Source organism: Paraburkholderia nodosa (assembly GCF_001718195.1).
Lineage (GTDB): Bacteria > Pseudomonadota > Gammaproteobacteria > Burkholderiales > Burkholderiaceae > Paraburkholderia > Paraburkholderia nodosa_A.
In genome coordinates, this window is sequence record NZ_MCNV01000015.1 from 134,108 (window position 1) to 155,399 (window position 21,292).

Here is a 21,292-nt window from a genome sequence, read left to right on the forward strand (position 1 = left end):
ATACGAATGATGCGGCACGCTTCATCCCACGCGCGGCGATGAGCGCGCTGCTTTCCGGCAACGCCTGGCTCAACCCGTTTCTCGGCGCGCTGCAGGCGGCGCAGGTCGAACTCGGCAGTGTGGCGCACGCGCTCGGCATCGCCGGCGACAGCCACGGCCAGCCCGCGTGGCCGTGGCCGAAACGCCTCGCCGTAGAGGTTCTGCTGATCGATGCGGGCGTCGCGCGCCAGCTCGCACTGGCGCTCGCCGCCACCGGCGGCGCACTGCTGCTCGCGGTCGCGGGTCTGGTCTGGCGCGGGCGGCGCATCGCGCTGTTCGCCGCGGCCGCACTCGCCGCCTGGTTCGCGCCGTGGCCCGACACTTCGCTGTGGCTGACCGACGCCGTGCCCACGAGCTTCCAGACCACGCCCTTCTCGGTCGAGACGATCGCGCTCGGCGCGGCACACTATGCGCGCGAGTGCGCGGCCTGCCACGGCGACACGGGCCGCGGCGACGGCCCGCGCGCCGGCACGCTCGTGCACTGGCCGCCGACCGTCGTGGGCCCGCTGCTCGGTCATCGTCTGGACGGGGAATTGTTCTGGCGCGTGCTGCATGGCATGCACGCACGCGACGGCGCGCAAACGATGCCCGGATTCGAAGGACGCCTGTCCGATGCGCAGACGTGGGCCATTCTCGATTACCTGAAGGTGCTGGCCGCGGGCGGCGGCGCGCAGGACGGCGAAGGCTGGCCGGTGCCTGTGGCGCTGCCTGCACTAGACGTGCGCTGCGGCGACGCGCCGGCCGTGCCGCTGGCCAGTTGGCGCGCAGGGCAGCGAGTGCGGGCCGTGGCCGTCGACGGGCGCGCGCCGCCGCTCGAAGATCCGCGCTGGCAAACGCTGCTGCTGTTCCGCGACGGCGCGTTGCCCGCGCCGTCCGAAGCCGCGCGTTGGGCAGCGAATGGCGACGCCTCGTGCGTGGCCGTCTCGCCCGGAGCGTGGACTGCGTTCGCGGGCATAGCGGGCGTGAATGCGCAAGCCTTCGCGGGCTCGCAACTGATCGCTGACCGCGACGGCTGGCTGCGCGCCGAGGCGAAACCGGGCGACCCCGCATGGGCCAACGCGGCGCTGCTCTGCACAGCCGCCGGCGCGGGCGGCGAACGCGGCGGGCGCGGCGGGCGCGTGAGCCGCGGGCGGTCCGATCCGCTCACTTCGCTACTGCTGCGCATTGATGCGGAGCCAGTGCGTTACGTGAAGGGTGGCTACGTGCATTGATCGCGGCACGGAAAAACGCACCTTCATCGCACACCTTCATCGCGCACCTTCCGCCGCATCGAACGAATCGGAAAGATAACGCATATGATTCGGCATCCCTATTATCTGCCTTCGATTTGTAAATCTCGATTTGATATTGGCCACGGTTTGCATCCCAAACCATAATGGGCAACGAGCGGATTGCACCGCCCGCGCGCTCCCGCAGTCTTGAAGCGCGACCTCTCAACCGTATCTGGATCGCTGCGGCCGCGGCCACTTCCGCCACACGGTGACGTGACCCGCGCTCGCGCCCATGCAGGAGGTAACGTCTTGAGTACCGTACTGGAACATCGAGCGCCGCAATCATCACTTACCCCGCAAGCGGGGTCGCCACTGCTCACCGACTCACTGCTGGAGCGCATCGGTGGCCGCGCAGCGCAGTACGACCGCGAGAACGCGTTCTTCGCAGAGGATCTGGCTGACCTCCACGCATCAGGCTTCCTGCGTGCAAGCGTGCCGCGCCAGTTCGGCGGCCTTGGTTTCACGCTGCCGGCGCTATTGCGCGAGCAGATCAGGCTCGCCTCCCGGGCGCCCGCCACGGCGCTCGCACTCAATATGCATCTCTACTGGGCAGGCGCCGCCTTGCATCTGTGGCGGCGCGGCGATCCTTCGGCCGACTGGATTCTGCGCGAGATCGGCGCGGGAAAGGTGTTCGCCGCAGGCCATGGCGAGCCTGGCAACGATGCGGGCCTCGCGGACTCGACAGTCCGCGCGACGCCGCTACCCGGCGGCGCCTGGCGCTTCGAGGGCCACAAGATCTTCACGTCGCTCGCCCCCGCATGGGACTGGCTCGGCGTGCATGGGCGCGACGACAGCGATCCGGCCAATCCGCGCATCGTGCACGCCTTCATTCGCCGGGACGCGGCGGGCCATCGCACCGAGCCCACGTGGGACGCGCTCGGATTGCGTGCGACGAGCAGTCACGACACGTGGCTCGAAGGCGTCGTTGCGCAGCCCGAGCACGTCACCCGCGTGTTGCCCGCGGGGCCGCCCGATGACCCATTCGTCGACGGCATTCTTGGCGCAGTCCTGCCCGGGCTGGGCGCGGTGTATTACGGCATCGCGAAGCGCGCTTTCGACCTGGCGCTGGATGCGGCGCGATCGCGGCGCTCTCTCGCGCTGGGCGGCCAGACGTATGCGTTCAAGCCGCTCACGCAGGCCCACGTCGCGCACGCCGCGATCGAACTGGAGAGCATCGAGGCGCTGCTCGAGCGCACCGCACAGCGCTGGTGGGACGGCTACGCACCTGGCGAACTGTGGCTCGCGCAACTCCTTGCGGCCAAACAGCACGCCGTCGATGGCGCGCTGCGTGTGGTCAATCTCGCCTTGCAGGTGAGCGGCGCGGGTTCGCTCTCGCGCCGGCAGGAACTCGAAAGGCTTTTTCGCGACGTGCGCGCCGGCGCGTTCCATCCGCCCAACGCCGATGCAACGCACGAGTTGATCGGCCAGCTATGGCTGGGCGTCCTCGGCCAAACCGTATAGCGCACGCATCTCAACGATTCTTCGAAGATTTCCGGTTCGCACGCAAAACAGAAGGAGTCCTTTTATGTCTTCTGCCGCATCCACTATCGATATCGCGTCGCGTCGGGCGGATTTCGTTGCCGGTCACGACATCGCACACGAGCCCGTCTCCCGGCTTGGCCTGCCCGAAGAATCGGGGCTGCCGCCGCATGCTGCCGAGCTCTTCGAGCGATTTCGGCGCCAATACGGCTTCGTGCCAAACTGGCTGGCCGCACTGGCCGTCAACCCCGACACGGCGTCGCGGCTCGTGGCGTTCTACGAACATCTGTTCGACCCGCATCGCAGCCGCCTGACGGCCGCCGAGCGAGAACTGATCGCAGTCGTCACTTCCGCGGCGAACACCTGCAGCTATTGCGTGTTCAACCACACCCAGTCGCTCGCGACTGCGCTCGGCGACACCGTGCGCGCACAGCGCATCGCGCAGGGATGGCATCACGTGCGGCTGGATCCGAAGGAGGCGGCGCTCGCCGGGATTGCGGAGCAGCTCACGCGCGAACCCGGCCTTGTCGACGACAGCGCTTTGCAGCGGCTCCACGACCTCGGCTTCACGCGTGAGGCGGTCGTCGAGATCCTCGAAATATCCGCTTTCTTCAATTACGCGAACCGTCTGACGATCGCGCTCAATGTCGTGCCCGACGATCAGTTTTTCTCGGGAAGAGACCGCGAGACCTCATAAGATTCGCGCCGTCGACGGGACCGTATAGCCGCTGCCGCCCGCCGCAGGCGCTACCGCCGCTCACGCCGCACGTGCAAGCTTCGCCGACTTGAAGCTTTGCGCAACGCTTTGCGCCAGCACCGCGATAGCGGATTCCATCTTGCCAATGGCGCGTGAGCGGACGATCCGCACCGCGATTTCGGGCTTGAAGTCGCTCACCTGCACGATGTCCAGCAAATCGGCGTGCGCGCTCGCCACGACGAGCGGATACGGCACGACACCGAGGCCCACGCCGTCCGCGACGAGCCCGAGTTGCAACTCGGTGCCGAGCGTTTCGAAATTCAGTTTGAGTGCGTGGCCTTGCGCAGCGAGCGCATGCTGCAGGCCGGCGCGAAAACCGCAGCCGTCCGGATTGAGCACCCAGCCGTGCGACTGGCATTCGGCGAGCGTCCAGGCGCGGCGCTTCAGCAGCCCCTTTTGCGCGACCACGGCGAGCTTGAGCGAGCTGAGCGATTCCGCCACCAGCGTTTCGGACAACGCGCGGTTCGCGGGCAACAGCACGACGGCCGCGTCGAGTTCGCCGTCCTCCACTTTTTGCAGCAGCGGTGCGCCCCACCCCGTGGATACGCGCGCCTGCAACCCGGGATGCGCGTGACGCAGCGATTGCAGCGCGTCGAGCATCGCGATGTCGGCAACGGTTTGCGCTACTCCCACACGCAGCACGCCCGCAAGCGGCGCCCCGTCGTTCACGAGTTGCCGCAGCGCGTCGATCTCTCGCACGATGGCGCGGCACTGGTCGTACACGGCGCGGCCCATCGGCGTCGTGCGCATGGGCTTGGTGTTGCGATCGAGCAGCGCCACGCCCAATGCTTCCTCGAAATTCTGGATGCGGCGAGTCACGGCGGGCTGCGTCAGTTCGAGCCGTTCGGCCGCGTGGCTCAGCGACTCGCTGCGCACCACGGCGACGAAGGCTTCGATCTCGTCGAGTGTCATGATGGTCCCGGTGTATTGATCGCGTAGCTTAACGTCGTTGCAACGCTTCGTTCAAGCGCCGGCGCATTTGCGATCTGCATATTTCCTTAGAAGAACAATGCGTTTGCCTTATACGGGAGCGCTCCGTATCGTGCTCTCTTCGCTATCCGCATTACCCAGGGAATCTTCATGCGCCGCGCTTATGTCCGCTTTCTTGTCGCGATTGCTGCAACATTGCCGCTGGCTGTATCCGCCGCCACGCTCAAGGTCGGCGACCAGCAGCTCCAGACGCGCGGCATACTCGAAGCGTCGGGCCAACTAAAGGACGTGCCCTACCAGATCGAATGGTTCAATTTTCCCGCCGCGCAGCCGCTGGGCGAAGCGCTCAACGCGGGCGCGATCGACGTGGGCGGCCTGGGCGACGCCCCGCTCATCTTCGCGTACTCGGCAGGTGCGAAAATCCGCGCCGTTTCGGCCACGCGCTCGACGCCTGTCGATCTCGCGATCGTCGTGCCCGACGCTTCGCCGATCCGCAACGCTGCCGACCTCAAGGGCAAGCGCATCGCCACCACGCGCGGCTCGATCGGCCACTATCTCGCCGTGGCCACGCTCGAACATGCGAACCTCAAGCTCACCGACGTGACCTTGTCGTACATGCAGCCCGTCGACGCCCAGGCCGCACTCGCCACCGGCAGCGTGGACGCCTGGTCCACATGGGACCCTTACGTGGCACTCACCGAAGCGCGCCAGCATACGCGCAGCATCGCGAACGGCGTTGGCGTTTCATCGGGCTTGAGCTTCGAGGCCGCCACCGATACGGCGATCCGCGACAAGCACGCCGAACTCGCCGACTTCCTGCGTCGCGTGGCGGCCGGCCAGCGTTGGGCGCTCTCGCATCCTGACGAAGTCGCGGCGATCCAGTCGCGCGTGACGGGTCTGCCCGCCGACGTGCTCAAAACCGTCTATCAGCGCGCGCAACTGCATCCCGTGCCGATCGACAACGGCGTGATCGCCGAGCAGCAGCGCACCGCCGATCTCTACCTGCGTGCGGACGTCATCAAAACACGCCTCGACGTTGCGCCGAGCTTCGACAAACAGTTCTCGTCGACCGCTCCCTGAACGGACGTCCATCGCCCGGACTTCACCGCAATTACGGAACCGCCATGGCAGACGTCACCTCCTCTTCAAACCGCTACGGACCGCCTTCGCGCGCCGGCGGCTCGCGGCTTTCGACGGGCCGCTTTTATTTCTGGCTCTCGTGGGCGATCCCCGCGCTGATCGTCGTGGTCTGGGAACTCGCGGCGCGCGTGGGCTGGATCGCGCCGCAAGTGCTGCCGGCGCCGAGCGGCGTCGCCGCGACGGCGTGGGATCTTGCCCGCAACGGCGACCTGTTCGTGCACCTCGGCGTCTCGCTGCTGCGTGCCGTAACAGGACTTCTGATCGGCGGCACGATCGGCCTCGTGCTTGGCGTACTGGTGGGTTTTTCCCGGCTCGCGCAGGCGCTCATCGACCGGTCGATCCAGATGGTCCGCGCGGTTCCCTTTCTCGCGATGCTGCCGCTCGTCATCGTGTGGTTCGGCGTGGGCGAAGTCGCGAAGATTTTTCTGGTCGCGCTCGCCGTGCTGTTTCCCGTCTACATCAACACGATGCTCGGCATTCGCCAGATCGATCCCAAGCTGATGGAACTGGCCAAGGTGATCGGGTTGAACTGGCCGGCCGTGGTGCGCCGGATCATCCTGCCTGGCGCCATGCCTTCGATCCTCACCGGCGTGCGCTACGCGCTGGCGCACGCGTGGCTCGCCCTCGTGATCGCCGAAACGCTCGCGACGACCAAGGGCATCGGCTTTCTCGCCATGGACGCCCGCGAATTCCTGCAAACCAACGTCATCCTGTTGACCATGATTATTTACGCGATCATCGGCGTTGCCGCGGACGCGCTGGTTCGCTCGCTCGAAGCGCGCTTCCTCTCGTGGCACGCGAACTATGCGAAGGGAGCGAAATAATGAGCTCCATCGTCGCGTTGTCCCTTCCTCCGAATGGCGCGCCTCGCGCCGCAAACGAAGCCGCCGCGGCACCGTCCGCTGTATCGGTGCACGGCCTGCAACGCCGTTATGGCGAGCGCGTCGTCATCGACGCACTCGACCTCGATATCCGCACAGGCGAATTCGTCGCGCTGCTCGGCGAAAGCGGCTGCGGCAAGACCACACTGCTGCGTGCGCTCGCGGGCCTCGACAAACCGGATGCCGGGCAGATTCGTGCACCGGAGCGGCCCTCCGTGGTGTTTCAGGAGCATCGTCTGCTGCCCTGGGCCACCTTGTGGGAGAACGTCGCGCTCGGCCACGAGTCGAGCGTCGGGCGCACCGGTGCCACCCGGGCACTGGCCGAAGTCGGTTTGTCAGGCCGCGAGGACGACTGGCCGCGCAATCTGTCCGGCGGTCAGGCGCAGCGCGTGGCGCTCGCGCGGGCGCTCGTGCGCGACCCCGCGCTGCTGCTGCTCGATGAACCGTTCGCCGCGCTCGACGCGCTCACGCGCATCAAGATGCATGGACTCGTGAAGCAGCTGGTCGCGCGCCACGCGCCGGGCGTGCTGCTCGTGACCCACGACGTCGACGAGGCGCTCGCGCTCGCGGACCGGATACTCGTCATGCGCGCCGGGCGCATCGCGGCTTCGTTTCACACCAAAGACCACACGCCGCAGGCATTGCGGCTCACGCTGCTCGAGGGACTGGGCGTTCGGTCGCACTGATGCGCTCCGCTCTCTACAGAAGGAACCACCACGAATGAACGATGTTTCACTGACTCGCCGCCAGCTTCTGCTCGCGGCGGGAGGTTTGCTTGCCGGCGCCGCAGCCGCGCCTCTTCTTTCCGCGCAGGCGGCCGAGCCGCCCCGCAAGCTCACGCGCAACACCGACACGGTCCGCATTGGCTGGGGTTACGGCGCCCTGCCCGACATCGCCAGGCAGCGCGGCGCGTTCGAGAAGACGCTCGCCGCGAAGAACATCAAGGTCGAATGGATCGGTCCGTTCCCGAACCATGCGCCCTCGATCCAGGCCGTGGTCGGCGGTAGCGCGGACTTCGGCTTCTGGGGCTCCACCACACCCGCGCTCGCCGCCATGCTGGCCGGCTCGCCCATCGTCTTCACCGGATTCGACGTGTATTCGCCGCGGTCCACGGCCATCATCGTGAAGAAGTCGAGCGGCATCAACTCGGTTGCCGACCTCGCCGGGCGCAAGGTCGCGGTGAACCGCTCGGGGCTCGGCGAGTTCCTGCTCATCGCGGCGCTGGAGAAGCATCATATCGACCGCGACAAGGTCGAGTTCGTCTATCTGAATCCGCCCGATGCGGCGCCTGCATTTGCGCAAGGCAGAGTCGATGCATGGTCGATGTGGTCGCCCGCCGTGGATATCGCGCGCTATTCGCATGACGCGAAGGACATTTTCAACGAGGGGCGCGATCTCGACTTCCTCATCGACTACAGCTCGCTCGTGACACGTCGCAAGTTCACCGAAGAAAATTCGGAGCTGGTGCGCGCCGTGCTCGACGCGTATTACGTGGAAGGCGCCTGGCAGTCGGCGCATGCCGCCGATTCGGAACAGCTCGTGCAGAAGGAAGCGAAGTATCCGGACCAGGTGCGCGACTATTTGACGAGCCTGAAGCGCGTGAACCAGTTTCACGAGCCGGACGACGCGGCCTTCATGGCGCAGTTCCAGCGCGCGGCGGATTGGCTCGCGCAACGCAGAATCATCAACGCGCCCATCAAGGTCGCCGACTACAGCGTCAAGGTGTGACGCGCCATGAATGGGAATGCGCATGACTGAAACCTCCGCCCTCCAGCCCGGCGGCATCGCGCTCGTCTCGCCGTTGTCGGCCGCGCTCGGGTTCTCCGAAGCGATAATCGGGAGCGCCGCGACGGCGGCGCAGCGCGAGCGGGAGCAGCGCCTGCCGCACGAAGAGATCGCCACGCTGAAGGCGCTCGGTTTCGGCGCGTTGCGCCTGCCCGCCGACGACGGCGGCCGCGGTCTGTCATTGAGCGAACTCTTCGCCGTGGCGCGTGACGTCGCCGCGGCCGATTCGAACATCGCCCACGCCTTGCGCAATCACTTCTGGCAAGTGGAAGCCGCGCTCAAGCAACGTGCCCTGCCGTTCCATGCGCACGTGCTCGACCTCGTGCGCCAGCGCAAGACGATCGGGCTTAGTTTCGTCGAAAGCGACGCGACGGCGGCCGGCGCGCGGCCGAGCCGCGTATTGAGCCGCCTGGAATGGGACGAGCGCAAACAGGTGTATCTGGGTTCGGGCGACAAGGTCTACGCGACAGGTAATCTGTACAACGATGCATTCATCGGTGTCGCTGTGGAAAGCCGTGCGAACACAACTGTGCAATACGTGCTCGAACGCGCCGAAGGCGTGAGCGACGAGGACGACTGGCTGGGTTTCGGGCAGCGCCTGACCGGCTCCGGCACCGCGCGCTTCCGCGACGTCGTGGTAAAGGTCGAGCATGTCTATGCGCCCGACCCGCCGAAAGCGCCCGAAGCCGCGCCGTGGGGCTTCACCTTCCACCAGATCTACCTGACCAATTGCATTGCCGGCATCGTTCGGCGCGTGGTGCTCGATGCGGTCGAGGTGCTGCGAGGACGCAAGCGCAACTTCTACCACGGCGGGGCGGCGCATCCCGCCGACGAACCGGCGCTACAGGCCCTGCTGGGCCGGATTCGCGCCTACGCGGCGAGCATCGAGGCGAGCGCCGACCGCGCCGTGCAGGCGCTGCAACGCGCGTTGGATAGCGAAGGCACGAACGAGGAATACGCCGCCACGCTCGCCGCGACGCTTGCGGCTTCGGAGGCGAAAGTCGTGATCGACGATCTCGCGCCGCAAGTCGCGAGCTGGCTCATCGACCTCGGCTCCGGCTCTGTGGTGTCGAGCGTGGGCGCGCTGGACAGGCACTGGCGCAACATCAAGGTCATCGCCTCGCACAATCCGCGCCTCTACAAGGAGCGCCTGCTCGGCCAGAACCTGCTGACTGGCCAGCTTCCGCCAACGGGCGCGTTCTTCTGATCGCGCCCGCCGCTACCCGCTTCACGCTGCGAGTTCGCGGCGCACGCGCGGGACGATCTCCTGCGCGAAGCGCCGCATATCGTCTTCGAACGGCTGGAACTGGAGCATGAATAACTCGACGCCCGCCCGGTGAAAGGCCGCGATGCGCCGCGCGACCGTATCGTAATCGCCTACGAGTCCGGCGGCCGTGCCGCCATTGGAACCGACGCGCGCCGAGCGGGCGAAGGTCTTGAACATTTCGGCGTTCGGGTCGATGTTGGCTTTCTGGCGCTCGCGTAACGACTTGTCGAGTTCGGCCAGTGCGAAGAGATGCTCGAGATGGGCTTCGGCCTGCGCTTGCGTTTCACGCGCGATCACAAACGCGGACAGGCCAAAACGCAACGCTTCGTGGCCAGCCGGACGCGTGCGTGAAGACACGTCGGCGATCAGGCCCGCCACGTCGTCGAGCGGCTGCCCGTTGATGAACCACGTATCCCCGTGCGCCGCAACAAGCGAGCGCGCCGGTTCAGACTCGCCGCCCACATAGATGCGCGGACGCGCACGAAACGGATCGGCCGGAAGCAGCCGGTAATCGTCGATGTGGAAATGGTCGCCGTGATGGGTCACACGCTCGCCGCGCAGCAGCGCGTCAACCACCGAGATCCATTCGCGGCCATAGCGGTAGCGATCGTCGTGTTCCGGAAACGGGATGCCGGCGCGTTCGAGTTCAGGCCGGTTCCATGCGTTCACGAGGTTGATCGCAAAGCGGCCGCCGCTGATGTGCTCGATCTGCTGCGCCATTTTCGCGAGCACGACCGGATGGTAGAGAAACGGCTTGATCGCGGCGATGATCTCGATGCGCGAGGTAAGCGCCGCGAGCGCCGCCGAAGCGGTCCACGCCTCAAGCTGGTCGAGTGCGGGATCGTGCGGATTGACCGTATGCTGCGCCACGAGCACCGAGTCGTAGCCAAGCCGCTCGGCTTCGAGCACGAGCGCCTTGTTGCGGGCCCACGAGGCATCGTAGGGTTCAGCGGGGTCTTGCAGCGCCGCGCGGCTTCCGTGCACGAGCGCCCAGATGCCAAAACGTGGGAAAGAAGGGGACATCGCGTGAGAACATCAAAGGACGGCAATGGTCGGGCATCCATACTAACGCCACGTGCGTCACGGCCAATCCAATATCTGCTGATATCAAAGCCGTGAAAACGCATTAAGGCGAATCACGCCGCCGATATGGCGCGCTCACCCGGCCAAAGCGCTCCCGCGCGAATCCTTAGCAGAATCGCTTCGTTGCCTTGTGCGCGAAGGTCATCCAGCATTTTCGATTCGTCAACTGAATCCGCTGGGTCCGCCATGTTCTCTCCCTCCCGCCGACGCCTGCTCATTCATGGATCGATTCTCGGCGTCGCGGCGACCACGGGCCTCGCTTTTGGCGCTCCCGCTTCCACGCTGCGAATCGGCTATCAGAAGTCGTCTACGCTGATCACCGTGCTCAAGGCGCAAGGCAAGCTAGAATCCGCGCTCGCGCCGCTCGGCGTGAGCGTGACCTGGAGCGAGTTCGCGAGCGGGCTGCCGCTCACCGAAGCGCTCAATGCGCAAGCCGTGGATTTCAGCGCCGATGTTGCCGACACCGTGCCGATCTTCGCGCAGGCTGCACATGCGCGCTTCGTCTACGTCGCCCAGGAAGCGCCCTCGCCCGGTGCGCAGGCCATCATCGTCAAGCGCGCGGGTGCGCTGCGCACGCTCGCCGACCTGCGCGACAAGGACATCGCCGTGACGAAGGCGGCCGGCAGCCACTATCTGCTACTGGCTGCACTCGCGCAGGCGAACGTGCCCGCCGAAGCGGTGCGCATCCACTACCTCACGCCTGCAGACGGGCGCGCCGCTTTCGAGAACGGCAGCGTCGACGCGTGGGTGACGTGGGACCCCTATGTGGCCTCGGTCGACCAGCAGCCCGACGTGCGCGTGCTCGCCGACGGCAAGGGGCTCGCCACCTACCAGCGCTACTATCTCGCCTCCACGCGTTTCGCGCAGGCGCGGCCCGACGTGATCGCCGTGGTCTATGCGCAGTTGCGCGACGCCGGCCAATGGGTGCGCAGCGCGCCGCAGGACGCCGCGCGGCTGCTCGCGCCGGTCTGGGGGCTCGATGCGCCCACCATCGAGCGCGCCAACGCACGCCGAAGCTATCTCGTGCGCGAGGTGAGCGCCCCGGTTTTCGGCGAGCAGCAGAAAATCGCCGATACGTTCTTCAACGCGCATCTGCTGCCGGCCCCGGTGGAGACGGCGCACGCCGAGCGCTGGGACTTCGCGCAAAAGCGTGCGATTGCGATCGGCGTGTAAGCCGCTCCGTTATCGCGACGGCGCCGGCTCGACGCGCTCTTCACTGTACACGCTGTCCACATACAGCGACGGCTCGAAATCGGCGGCCACCACGGCGCTCATCCGCGCCTCATGCGCCTCGATATCGTCGAGAAACAGATCCTCGCTGATGCGCCGGATCACGGCGGGGATATCGCGCTTCATGCTCGGCACGTCGCCAACGGGCAGCCCGCGGCTCACGAACGCGGCCGGATTGAAGACGTGAACATTGCGCAGGAACGGTGCCGTGCCCGGCGTCTTCTCCAGGTATTCGAGCGCCGCGCCGAGGTAAGGATGCGCGCCGAGCGCCTCGTCCTGCTCGTGCGGCGCCGGCGTGTAATGATCGCGCCAGAGCAGCACGTGATCGGCCAGGTCGGCAAGTTCGGGCCGCGCGTGCAGGTCGACGGCGTAACCGGTTCCGGCAATCGCGAAATCGAATGCGAACGTCGCGTCGTTCACCCGCGCCGCTACGCGCGTGCCCTCCACCGTCGCGCGCTGCCACACGGCGTCCAGATGCAGATGGAAGTTCGGGAAGCGCGTGGCGCGTGAGACGGCGTCGGCGGGCGGCGTCGATCCCGCGCGGCGAAAGCGCAGTGCCAGGCGCCAGCGCAGCGCGTCGGGCAGCGCGGGATAGTTGTCGTACGCGCCAGGATACGCACGGGCGCGCGTCACAGGAAGGCTTGGCAACAGCGCGCGACGCACGAAGAGGTGCACATCGGCAGCGCCCGCTTCGAGCGCCGTCGCCGCCGCGTCGAACGCCGAGGCCGCGCCCCCCACCACCGCGACGGACTTGCCGCGCAATGCGGCGAAATCGATCGCATCGGACGTATGCGCGAGGTGCGTGCGCGGCAGCACGGCCAGCGCCGCGGCGAGGTTGGGCTTGCCATTGCCCGCCACGCCGTTTGCGAGTATCACCTTGCGCGCCGTTTCCACACGCCGCACGACATCGTCACCGTGACGAACGTCCAGATGTAGCCTGAAGTGCGTTCCAACGGGTTCGATGCGCGTGAGCGTCGTGCCGTAACGAACCGCGATGCCGAGGAATTCCCGATACCACGCAAGATACTCGGCCCAATCCTCGCGGCCAATGCGTTCGAATTCGGCGTACGCGGCCTCGCCGTGACGCGCTTCGTACCACGCCTGGAAGCTCAGCGCGGGCAACCCTGCTTCCGGCCCTGCCAGTGTCTTGGGCGTGCGCAAGCGCTGCATGCGAGCGCGTGTGGTCCAGACACCCGCGTGCGGCGCGCCAGGCGCGCCGTCGATCACGCTGACCTTGCCGATCCCCGCGCGCCGCAAGCCGAACGCGAAGGCCGTGCCGCTCTGGCCGCCGCCCACGACGACCACGTTGTGATCGATGCCGTCACGGTTGACGACCCAATCTTCCGGATCGGGGCCGATGAGGCGCAGTGTGCTGTGCGCTAGACGGTCGTGCAGTGTGGGATCGCTCATGGGAATGTCCTGCGAAGGGGCACGTGGGGCGCAACCGCGCGCCGGAAATCCGAGTATCGGTGAGCGCTCGCGCGCCGGCAAAGAACGATTCGGACTTTCCTTTTTCGGCGCGCGGCATGCCGCTGCATGTCATGTGCGAATGGAATGTTTATCAGCATTCAATATTTAAACCTCGCATGCCCGGGTGGTAGCCTCTTTGGATCGTTCGTCCACCCAGGGAGCCCGCATGAGCATCGAATTCATCGGCATGATCCAGCAGCGCAAGGTGTCGGAGACGCATCTCGCCGAAGGTCCGGCCATCGACGTCGACTACGTTCGCGACTTTGCGCAGGCGCACGAGCACGCAGGCTTCGACCGCATTCTCGTGCCGCACAGCTCGGTCAGCCCCGACGCCACGCTGACGATCGCCTATGCGGCAAGCGTGACGTCGCGCGTGCATTTCATGCTGGCGCACCGCCCCGGCTTTGTCTCGCCGACGCTCGCCGCACGCCAGCTCGCAACGCTCGATCACTTTTCCGGCGGCCGGCTCGCCGTGCACTTCATCTCGGGCGGCAGCGACGCCGACCAGCGGCGCGACGGCGACTACCTGAGCCACGACGAGCGCTACGCGCGCACCGACGAGTATCTGCAGGTGCTCAAACGTGTATGGACCGAAAGCAAACCGTTCGACCACGAAGGCCGCTTCTATCGCTTCGAACAGGCGTGGTCGGAGGTCAAGCCGCGTCAGCAGCCGCACGTGCCGATCTACTTCGGCGGCGCTTCCGAAGCCGCGCTCGCGGTGGCCGGCAAGCACGCGGATGTGTACGCGCTGTGGGGCGAATCGAAGCAAGGCGTGGCCGACCTCATTGCTCGCGTGCGTGCCGAAGCCGCGAAACACGGACGCCAGGTGCGCTTCTCCGTGTCGTTCCGGCCGATCCTCGCCGACACCGAGAAGGCGGCGTGGGAGCGCGCCGAACATATCCTCAACGAGACGCGTCGCCTGCGCGCCGAACAGGGTCTCGACACGGGCGCCCCGCTTCAGAGCGAAGGCGCGCGTCGCCTGCTCGGCGCAGCGGGCGACGGCGTGCGCGCCGACGACCGCCTGTGGACCGCCGTCGCGAAGGAAATTGGCGGGCGCTCGAACTCGACGGCGCTCGTGGGCACGCCTGGCCAGGTGGCGCAGACGCTCGCCGAATATCACGCACTGGGCGTGACGACGTTCCTGATTCGCGGCTTCGACCCGCTCGAGGACGCCATCGATTACGGCCGCGCGCTGATTCCGGCCACGCGCGAACTGGCCTCGCGCGTACGCGCCGCCGCCTGATACGGCTGGAGAGACCGCCATGAGCCATACCGACGCCGCAGATATCGGCACCGCTGCACCGCGCGCCGTCCTCCGGCATGCGCCCATCCGCAAGTTCTGATGGGCATTCACAAGCTTCGCCGCTTCGTCGGCACGATTGCGGAACTCGTGGACCACGCGCCGCGCGAGTCCAGATTGATCGATCGCGGCCTCGATGCGCTGCGCGAACTCGTGCGCGACGACGACTGGTTGCCCGACGCCTACGCCGCGCCCTCGCCTGAGCGCTATCAGCAATACCTGCTCTACGCCGACGCGCGCCAGCGCTTTTCGGTGGTCAGCTTTGTCTGGGGACCGGGCCAGCAAACGCCCGTTCACGACCACACGGTGTGGGGCCTGATAGGCGTGCTGCGCGGCGCCGAATATGCGCAGCCCTACGCGCACGACGCGGCGGGTGCGTTGCATCCGCTGGGCCGCGAGGTGTTGCTTCAGCGCGGCGAGGTGGAGGCCGTCTCGCCGACGCTCGGCGACATCCACCGCGTGCGCAATGCCTACGACGATCGCGTTTCGGTCAGCATTCACGTGTATGGGGCGAACATCGGCGCGGTGCGCCGGTTTACCTATCCGGCCGACGCCTCGCCCAAGCCCTTCATCTCCGGTTACTCGAACGACGTCCTCCCGAACTTCTGGGATCTCAGCAAGGAACCCAACGCCTCATGAAGCCATTTCCCGTACGCACGCATCAGGACGTGCGCGACGCCCTGCTCGCCCGCCGCGAGATCGCGCTGCTCGACGTGCGCGAGGAAGATCCGCATGCGCAATGCCATCCGCTTTTTGCCGCCAACCTGCCGCTCTCGAAGCTCGAACTCGACGCCTGGACGAAGCTGCCGCGCCGCAGCGTGCCAATCGTGCTGCTCGATAACGGCGAAGGCTTCGCACAGCGCGCGGCCACGAAGCTCGACGCGCTCGGCTACACCGATATCGCGCTGCTGGAAGGCGGACTCGCGGGCTGGATCGATGCGGGCGGCGAGGTGTTCCGCGACGTGAACGTGCCGAGCAAGGCATTCGGTGAATTCGTCGAAGCGGAGCGCCATACGCCTTCGCTGACGGCCGAGGCCGTGAATGCGCTGCTCTCGGGCGGCGAAGACGTGGTCGTGCTCGACGCGCGCCGCTTCGACGAGTACCAGACGATGAACATTCCCGGCAGCATCAGCGTGCCAGGTGCGGAACTCGCGCTGCGCGCCCGCGCGCTGGCGCCCAATCCCGCTACGCGCGTCATCGTGAACTGCGCGGGGCGCACGCGCAGCATCATCGGCACGCAATCGCTCGTGAATGCGGGGCTGCCGAACCCGGTGGCGGCGCTGCGCAACGGCACGATCGGCTGGACGCTGGCCGGGCAGACGCTCGAGCATGGCAGCGCACGCCAGTTCGAACCGCAGGCGGGACGCGACGCGGCCACGCTCGCGCAATCGCGCGCAGCGGCCGCCGCGCTCGCCAGCCGCGCGGGCGTGCAGCGCACGACGCTCGCGCAAGCCGAACAGTGGGCCGCCGACACGTCGCGTACGACGTATCGCTTCGACGTGCGCACGCCTGCCGAGTATGAACACGCGCATGCTCGAGGGTTTCAGGGTGCGCCGGGCGGGCAGCTCGTTCAGGAAACCGAAATGTTCGCGCCGGTGCGTGGCGCGCGCGTGGTCCTGTTCGACGACGACGGCGTGCGTGCCAACATGACCGCTTCCTGGCTCGCACAGATGAACGTCGACGTGCATGTGATCGACGAAGCCCGCAGCGGGCACCTCACCGAAGCGGGCGCATGGCGCGCGCCGAAGCCCGCCGCCGCCAGCGTCTCGACGATCACGCCCGAAGCGCTCGCCACGCGTCTTGCCGCGAGCGATCATGGCACTGTCGTGCTCGATTTCACATCGAGCGCCAATCACGTGAAGGCACATATTCCCGGCGCGTGGTGGGCGCTGCGGTCGCATCTCGCGCCAGGCTTCGACGATCTGCGCGCGCTGCCCGATGCGCGCCGCTATGTGGCCGTGTGCATGACCAACGCGCTCGCACCGTTCGCCGCGTCCGAGATTGCCTCGCTCACGGGCAAGCCCGTCGAAGTGCTGGAAGGCGGCACGGCGGCATGGATAGGCGCCGGCCTGCCGGTGCAAAGCGGCGATGCGCATCTGGCGTCGCCGCGTATCGACCGCTACCGGCGCCCTTACGAAGGTACCGACAACGCCCGCGAGGCGATGAACGCGTACCTCGAATGGGAGTACGGGCTCGTGGCGCAGCTAGAGCGCGACGGCACACATGGATTCTTCGTGATCTGAAGGCGACGCCGAGAGCGCGGGTCGCGTAAAACAGGATGCGTTCAGCCCGGCAATCTGCAGACAGTCGAAAGTGACGTGATGCAGCGCGATGACGATTGCCGCGGCCTGATAGCCTAACTGGGCTACGCCGGAATCGCCTGACGAAATCGATGTGAGCGCGAGGAACTCGACAAGCCTCTCGAGCAACAGTTCGTAGCACTTGAGAGCCCCGCCTCCGGGTTATTACGTGAAAGCGACTCGGCTAGCTTCCCGCCAGAAGCCTTGCGGCCAATGCGCAAATCAGGGCCGGCGGCATCACGACGGCGCCCACGCTCAGAAAGCGGCCAAAGGTAATGGACTCACCTTCGCGGCGAAGCGCGGCGAGCCACAGGATCGTCGCGAGCGATCCAGTCACCGAGAGGTTAGGCCCGAGATCGACGCCGATCAATAACGCGTCGATTACTGGCTGGGGACTCTGCGCCTTGATCGTTGCTGCGCTAGCAACCAGTCCCGCAGGCAGGTTGTTGACGACGTTGCTGACGAACGCCGCCGCCGCGCCCGCGCCCAATCCTGTCAGTGTCTCGTTCGCCGAAGTCGCGTGCTTCAGCAGACCGGCCAGCGCGTCGATCACGCCGGTATGATCGAGCGACGCAACCATCACGAACAGCCCGGCGACAAGTGGCAGCACGCTCCAGGAGATGCGCTTGAGCAACGGCCACGGCGACGCGCGCTCGCGCCATAGCACGACGCCGGTAGTGAGCGAACCCAACACTGCGGTCGGCGCACCGAGCTGCAGGCCACGCAACGACGCGGCCAGAAGCGCAACTGACGTCAGCGCGAGGCCGCAAAGCGTCAGGCGACCACCGGCGCCAAGACCGGACTCAGGCTCATCGTTGGCCAAGGTGCCTTGCAACGCGCGACGCTGCGTCCACCATAGGAGCGCAAAGGTCGCGAACAATGACAACACCGACGCCAGCGCGAATCTCGAGAGCCAGGCTCCGAGGGGCGGCGTGTGATTTCCATATAGAACCAGGTTGGCCGGGTTCGAGATCGGCAGCACGAAACTGGCCGCATTGGCGACGAACGCACACGAGAGCAGGAGGGGCAACGGCTCAGCCTTGGCCTCTTTGGCGGCGGCGTAGACGGCCGGCGTCATGACGACCGCGGTCGCATCGTTCGAGAGAAAAGTGGTCGTGACGACTCCTGCCACGTAGACGAGCACCAGCAGCCGCAGTGGAGAACCACGCGCATGTTGCACGGCGAGCGCGGCGATCCAGTCGAATAGTCCTTCCTGTCTGGCGACTTCCGAAAGCAGCATCATGCCGCCGAGAAAGAGATAGACGTCCGTCCCCTTGCCGATAGCCTGCAATGCCGCGCTCAACGGCAGCAATCCGGACAGCGTTAGCAACAGCGCCCCTCCGACCGCCCAGATGGCTTCCGGCCATCCAAGCGGCCGCAGGATGACACCCGCAGTCGCGACCGCTGCGATGGTCCAGGAAAAGACCGCTGGATTCAAGGGTGCTTGCAACTGTACCAAGCCTGACAGATCGGGACAGCAGCCCCTCGAGCACCCGTCGTACCTGCCCTGACCGGTCGGCGCTCGCGCAGCCGACGGCAATTTGATCAACAATCCCGGGGCCGAAGACCGTCCGGCGCTCGAATCCGACGTGGCGAGCAGGCTTTCGGCTGCCTCCTGTGGTCAACCAGTCACTACCGGCCGCGATGCCGGCTCGCCATTGCCTGTATCGAGGCGCTCGTACTCGGCAATGAGTTGCGCACCGAACAGCATCAGGGTCGCAAGGGTTTCGAGGCTGAATAGCACGACGATCGCCGTCGTCAGCGTCCCGTAGACGACGCTCACCTCGGAGAGCGTCGCGAAATACCACACCAGCACGCGTCGCGTGATCTCCCACAACACGCCGGCGGTGACCGCGCCGACGAACGCATGGCGCAGCGTCGTGCGCCCCGCCGGTATCACCAGATAAATCGCCGTCAACACCAGAATCTCACCCGCGAAACCGCACAGATACAGCACGACCCGGGTCGCGCCTGTTAGCGGCACCGCATGACCGAACAGCACAATGCTGTCGCTCGCTACGGCATGCAGGCCGCTGGAGACGAGCGTCACCACCAGCACGCCGATACCCAAAGACAGGCTGAACAGATACGGCACGATTGCCGACAGCAGGAAGTGTCTGCGCCGGATCGCGACCCGGTGCACGAAAATGATTGAAAGCGCGTTCTCGAGCACGGTGAAGGCAAGCGAGCTGAAAAAGATCATCGTGACAACGAGAAACCAGCCAATCACGGAGCGATGGGCGAGAAAGCTGGCAAGCTCCGCCACAATCGCTTTCGACTGCCCCGGTACGAGCCATTCGAGCAAATGCGCGAGCGTATCGAGCAGAAGCTGCTCCCCAACGAAATGACTAAACGCGATCGCGACGAGTATCAGGAGCGGCACGATAGACAGCAATGCGTAGTAAGCGATCGCACCTGCGAGCAGCAACCCCTGGTTCCTGCGGAACGCCGTGCACACCTGGAAGACGAACCGGAGGGGATGCCGGGTAACGAAGCGCAGAGCCTGTCCGTGTGGATGATCGGCGTTGCTCACGTGAAGCTGTCCTGTTTCGTCCGCTCCGGGCAGCGTTCGCCTGCACCCGGCGCGAGGCGTTGCGCCCAAGGCCGCACCGCCTGGGCTCATTGTGCAGGTGACGTCCTGAAGCACAGCGAAGTGCGACGTCACCGGTCAGCGAACATTGGCGCGGGGAAATCGCTACCTGGCGGTGCGCAGTCTGACGCCTTCCTGGCAGCAAGCAGCGGACCTGCTTGCGCAATACCTGGCACGTCGCCCATGTTCCCACCCTCTTCCGCGGTCCGCTGCGTTCGCGCGCGCGGCACGTTTCGTGCTGTTGCGCTCTTGACCCGCCTGCCGATGCGTGGCTTCGCATGCAGGCTCACGACCGGAAAGAGAGTTAGCCATGGATGAGATCGATCGACTCGGGAATGACGTCGCAGCAGCGCGGGTCGCGGAGTCCCGCAATGGACGCCCACGCTCCGCCGTTTCCTGGAGCGCTGTCGTGGCGGGAGCCGTGGGCATGGCGGCCTTCGCCCTCATTCTTCTCATGCTCGGCACGGGCCTCGGGCTTTCGTCGCTTTCGCCCTGGTCCGGAAGCGGCGCGCACGCAGAGACTTTCGGCGTGGCGGCCGTCATCTGGATCTGCGTGACGCAGGTGATGTCTGCCGGTCTCGGCGGCTATCTCGCGGGGCGGTTGCGTCGGCACTGGCCCGGTATCGGTACAGACGAGACCCACTTCCGCGACACCGCACATGGCTTTCTCGCCTGGGCGCTCGCCACGCTCCTTTCCGCCGTCCTGTTCACCGCGGCCATGTCCGGGCTGGCCCGAGAGGGCGTGAGCGCAGGCGCACGGAGCGCAGCGCACGTCGCAAGCGGCGTTGCCGCCCTCAATCGCGGCAACGCCCAGGCCGCATACAGCACCTGGCCCATGGGCTATCTGATCGACGGCATGCTGCGTCCGGTTGCGGGCGCCGCCGCATCCGGTGCGTTGTCTACCTCGGTTGCTTCGAGTTCACCGAGTACCTTGCATGCCGAACAGGTCTTCGAGACCGCGCAGCAGAAGCAGGAGATCGCGCGAATTTTCCTCAACAGTCTGCCCGCGGGCGGGGCGCTTTCGGCCGAGGACACCGCGTACGTAGCGCGCATCGTAGCCGAGAGAACCGGGCTCGCACCGGCAGATGCCCGCGCGCGCGTCACGACCACCTGGTCGCGCTTGCAGGAAAAGGTCGATGCCGAGGAACGCGCCGCGCGCGCAGCCGCAGAAGCGGTCCGCAGGGCCACCGTCCGCGTCACGTTGTGGCTCTTCATTTCGCTGCTCATAGGGGCCTTCTCCGCCAGTCTCATGGCGACGATCGGCGGCAGGATGCGTGAATGGTGACGGCTCGGCAAATCCCACTACTTTCGATCTGAGAGGAGGCAAACATGCGCTCAATTCTTCTTTTTCTGCTTGGCGTTCCGATTCCGATCATCATTCTTATCGCGCTCCTTTGGCATTGACCCGAACAATCACGCCTGCACCCGGACATGGCGGCTGCCGGTGCCTCCCGGCCCATAGCGCGGTCGCGCTCAGATGCACGAGACGAATGGCTTCGCGCGCCGGGAAGTCGCACGCGTCCGCCGCGTGGCTGGCCGCGGCTTTGCCAGCAGGATGGCAAGCATCCCGAGCCAGGCCCCGATCTTCTGACGGTGGCGGTCAAGCATGGCGAATCGACGAGACGTAAAAAATTTGCAGAGGAACGGCTGAACCGACGCTGCTCGTAAGCGGTGACTAGTCATCGCGCGGCCAGTTTGCAGCAGGCAGCGCGATGACCAGGTGGCCGACCGTACCAAAGCTCTCGCCTGGCGGGAGATTCCCCATCGTAT

General features: G+C 66.3%; 18 protein-coding genes. 13 read left to right on the forward strand and 5 right to left on the reverse strand.

Annotated elements, in window-relative coordinates:
* The first annotated feature begins 38 nt into the window (after positions 1-38).
* The 3 genes from BFD71_RS24125 (at position 39) to BFD71_RS24135 (ending at position 3,486) form a co-directional block, all read left to right on the forward strand.
* Positions 39-1,250 carry a c-type cytochrome gene (locus tag BFD71_RS24125; RefSeq protein WP_069266830.1) on the forward strand — a complete coding sequence of 404 codons (1,212 nt, stop codon included), beginning with the start codon at positions 39-41 and terminating at the stop codon, positions 1,248-1,250.
* A 309-nt stretch (positions 1,251-1,559) separates the two neighbouring features.
* Positions 1,560-2,771 (forward strand): acyl-CoA dehydrogenase family protein, encoded by a 1,212-nt coding sequence (locus tag BFD71_RS24130; RefSeq protein WP_069266831.1) that lies wholly within the window; start codon positions 1,560-1,562, stop codon positions 2,769-2,771.
* Between the two features lie 64 nt (positions 2,772-2,835).
* Positions 2,836-3,486: a peroxidase-related enzyme gene (locus BFD71_RS24135; protein WP_083245434.1), complete on the forward strand. Its 651-nt coding sequence runs from the start codon at positions 2,836-2,838 to the stop codon at positions 3,484-3,486.
* A 60-nt stretch (positions 3,487-3,546) separates the two neighbouring features.
* Here BFD71_RS24135 and BFD71_RS24140 read toward each other — a convergent pair whose 3' ends face one another.
* Entirely contained in the window at positions 3,547-4,458 is a 912-nt protein-coding gene (locus tag BFD71_RS24140; RefSeq protein ID WP_069266832.1) for a LysR family transcriptional regulator, read from the reverse strand.
* 168 nt (positions 4,459-4,626) lie between these two features.
* Between BFD71_RS24140 and BFD71_RS24145 the strand changes: the two genes are divergently transcribed.
* The 5 genes from BFD71_RS24145 to BFD71_RS24165 are packed head-to-tail and all read left to right on the forward strand — an operon-like array spanning position 4,627 to position 9,489.
* A complete protein-coding gene (locus tag BFD71_RS24145) occupies positions 4,627-5,556 on the forward strand; it encodes an ABC transporter substrate-binding protein (protein WP_069266833.1) in 930 nt (309 codons plus the stop codon).
* Between the two features lie 44 nt (positions 5,557-5,600).
* Entirely contained in the window at positions 5,601-6,440 is an 840-nt protein-coding gene (locus BFD71_RS24150) for an ABC transporter permease subunit (RefSeq protein ID WP_069266834.1), read from the forward strand.
* Positions 6,440-7,183, forward strand: coding sequence for an ABC transporter ATP-binding protein (locus BFD71_RS24155; protein ID WP_069266835.1), 744 nt, complete (start codon positions 6,440-6,442; stop codon positions 7,181-7,183). Before BFD71_RS24150 ends, BFD71_RS24155 begins: the two co-directional genes overlap by 1 nt.
* A gap of 34 nt (positions 7,184-7,217) precedes the next feature.
* On the forward strand, positions 7,218-8,225 hold the full coding sequence (locus BFD71_RS24160) for an NrtA/SsuA/CpmA family ABC transporter substrate-binding protein (protein WP_069266836.1): 1,008 nt from the start codon (positions 7,218-7,220) through the stop codon (positions 8,223-8,225).
* Between the two features lie 22 nt (positions 8,226-8,247).
* Entirely contained in the window at positions 8,248-9,489 is a 1,242-nt protein-coding gene (locus tag BFD71_RS24165; RefSeq protein WP_069266897.1) for an acyl-CoA dehydrogenase family protein, read from the forward strand.
* 21 nt (positions 9,490-9,510) lie between these two features.
* Here BFD71_RS24165 and BFD71_RS24170 read toward each other — a convergent pair whose 3' ends face one another.
* Entirely contained in the window at positions 9,511-10,572 is a 1,062-nt protein-coding gene (locus tag BFD71_RS24170) for an LLM class flavin-dependent oxidoreductase (RefSeq protein ID WP_069266837.1), read from the reverse strand.
* Between the two features lie 246 nt (positions 10,573-10,818).
* On the opposite strand from BFD71_RS24170, the gene BFD71_RS24175 reads away from it, so the two are divergent.
* Complete coding sequence (locus tag BFD71_RS24175) at positions 10,819-11,805, forward strand: aliphatic sulfonate ABC transporter substrate-binding protein (protein WP_069266838.1); 987 nt, start codon at positions 10,819-10,821, stop codon at positions 11,803-11,805.
* A gap of 9 nt (positions 11,806-11,814) precedes the next feature.
* Here BFD71_RS24175 and BFD71_RS24180 read toward each other — a convergent pair whose 3' ends face one another.
* Positions 11,815-13,272, reverse strand: coding sequence for an NAD(P)-binding domain-containing protein (locus tag BFD71_RS24180; RefSeq protein ID WP_069266839.1), 1,458 nt, complete (start codon positions 13,270-13,272; stop codon positions 11,815-11,817).
* 226 nt (positions 13,273-13,498) lie between these two features.
* Here BFD71_RS24180 and BFD71_RS24185 point away from each other — a divergent pair, with 226 nt between their 5' ends.
* The 3 genes from BFD71_RS24185 to BFD71_RS24195 all read left to right on the forward strand — a co-directional run bounded on the left by BFD71_RS24185 (position 13,499) and on the right by BFD71_RS24195 (position 16,875).
* A complete protein-coding gene (locus tag BFD71_RS24185) occupies positions 13,499-14,575 on the forward strand; it encodes an LLM class flavin-dependent oxidoreductase (protein ID WP_069266840.1) in 1,077 nt (358 codons plus the stop codon).
* 99 nt (positions 14,576-14,674) lie between these two features.
* Positions 14,675-15,271: a cysteine dioxygenase gene (locus BFD71_RS24190; RefSeq protein WP_069266841.1), complete on the forward strand. Its 597-nt coding sequence runs from the start codon at positions 14,675-14,677 to the stop codon at positions 15,269-15,271.
* On the forward strand, positions 15,268-16,875 hold the full coding sequence (locus BFD71_RS24195) for a rhodanese-related sulfurtransferase (RefSeq protein ID WP_069266842.1): 1,608 nt from the start codon (positions 15,268-15,270) through the stop codon (positions 16,873-16,875). The genes BFD71_RS24190 and BFD71_RS24195 overlap by 4 nt, the downstream gene beginning before the upstream one ends.
* A gap of 241 nt (positions 16,876-17,116) precedes the next feature.
* Here the strand turns inward: BFD71_RS24195 and BFD71_RS24205 are convergent, their stop codons facing one another.
* Together BFD71_RS24205 and BFD71_RS24210 are read right to left on the reverse strand one after the other, a co-directional pair.
* Complete coding sequence (locus BFD71_RS24205; protein ID WP_069266898.1) at positions 17,117-18,370, reverse strand: arsenic transporter; 1,254 nt, start codon at positions 18,368-18,370, stop codon at positions 17,117-17,119.
* A gap of 183 nt (positions 18,371-18,553) precedes the next feature.
* Complete coding sequence (locus BFD71_RS24210; protein WP_069266844.1) at positions 18,554-19,465, reverse strand: YihY/virulence factor BrkB family protein; 912 nt, start codon at positions 19,463-19,465, stop codon at positions 18,554-18,556.
* 367 nt (positions 19,466-19,832) lie between these two features.
* Here BFD71_RS24210 and BFD71_RS24215 point away from each other — a divergent pair, with 367 nt between their 5' ends.
* Positions 19,833-20,807 carry a hypothetical protein gene (locus BFD71_RS24215; RefSeq protein ID WP_141710782.1) on the forward strand — a complete coding sequence of 325 codons (975 nt, stop codon included), beginning with the start codon at positions 19,833-19,835 and terminating at the stop codon, positions 20,805-20,807.
* Positions 20,808-21,292 lie beyond the last annotated feature (485 nt).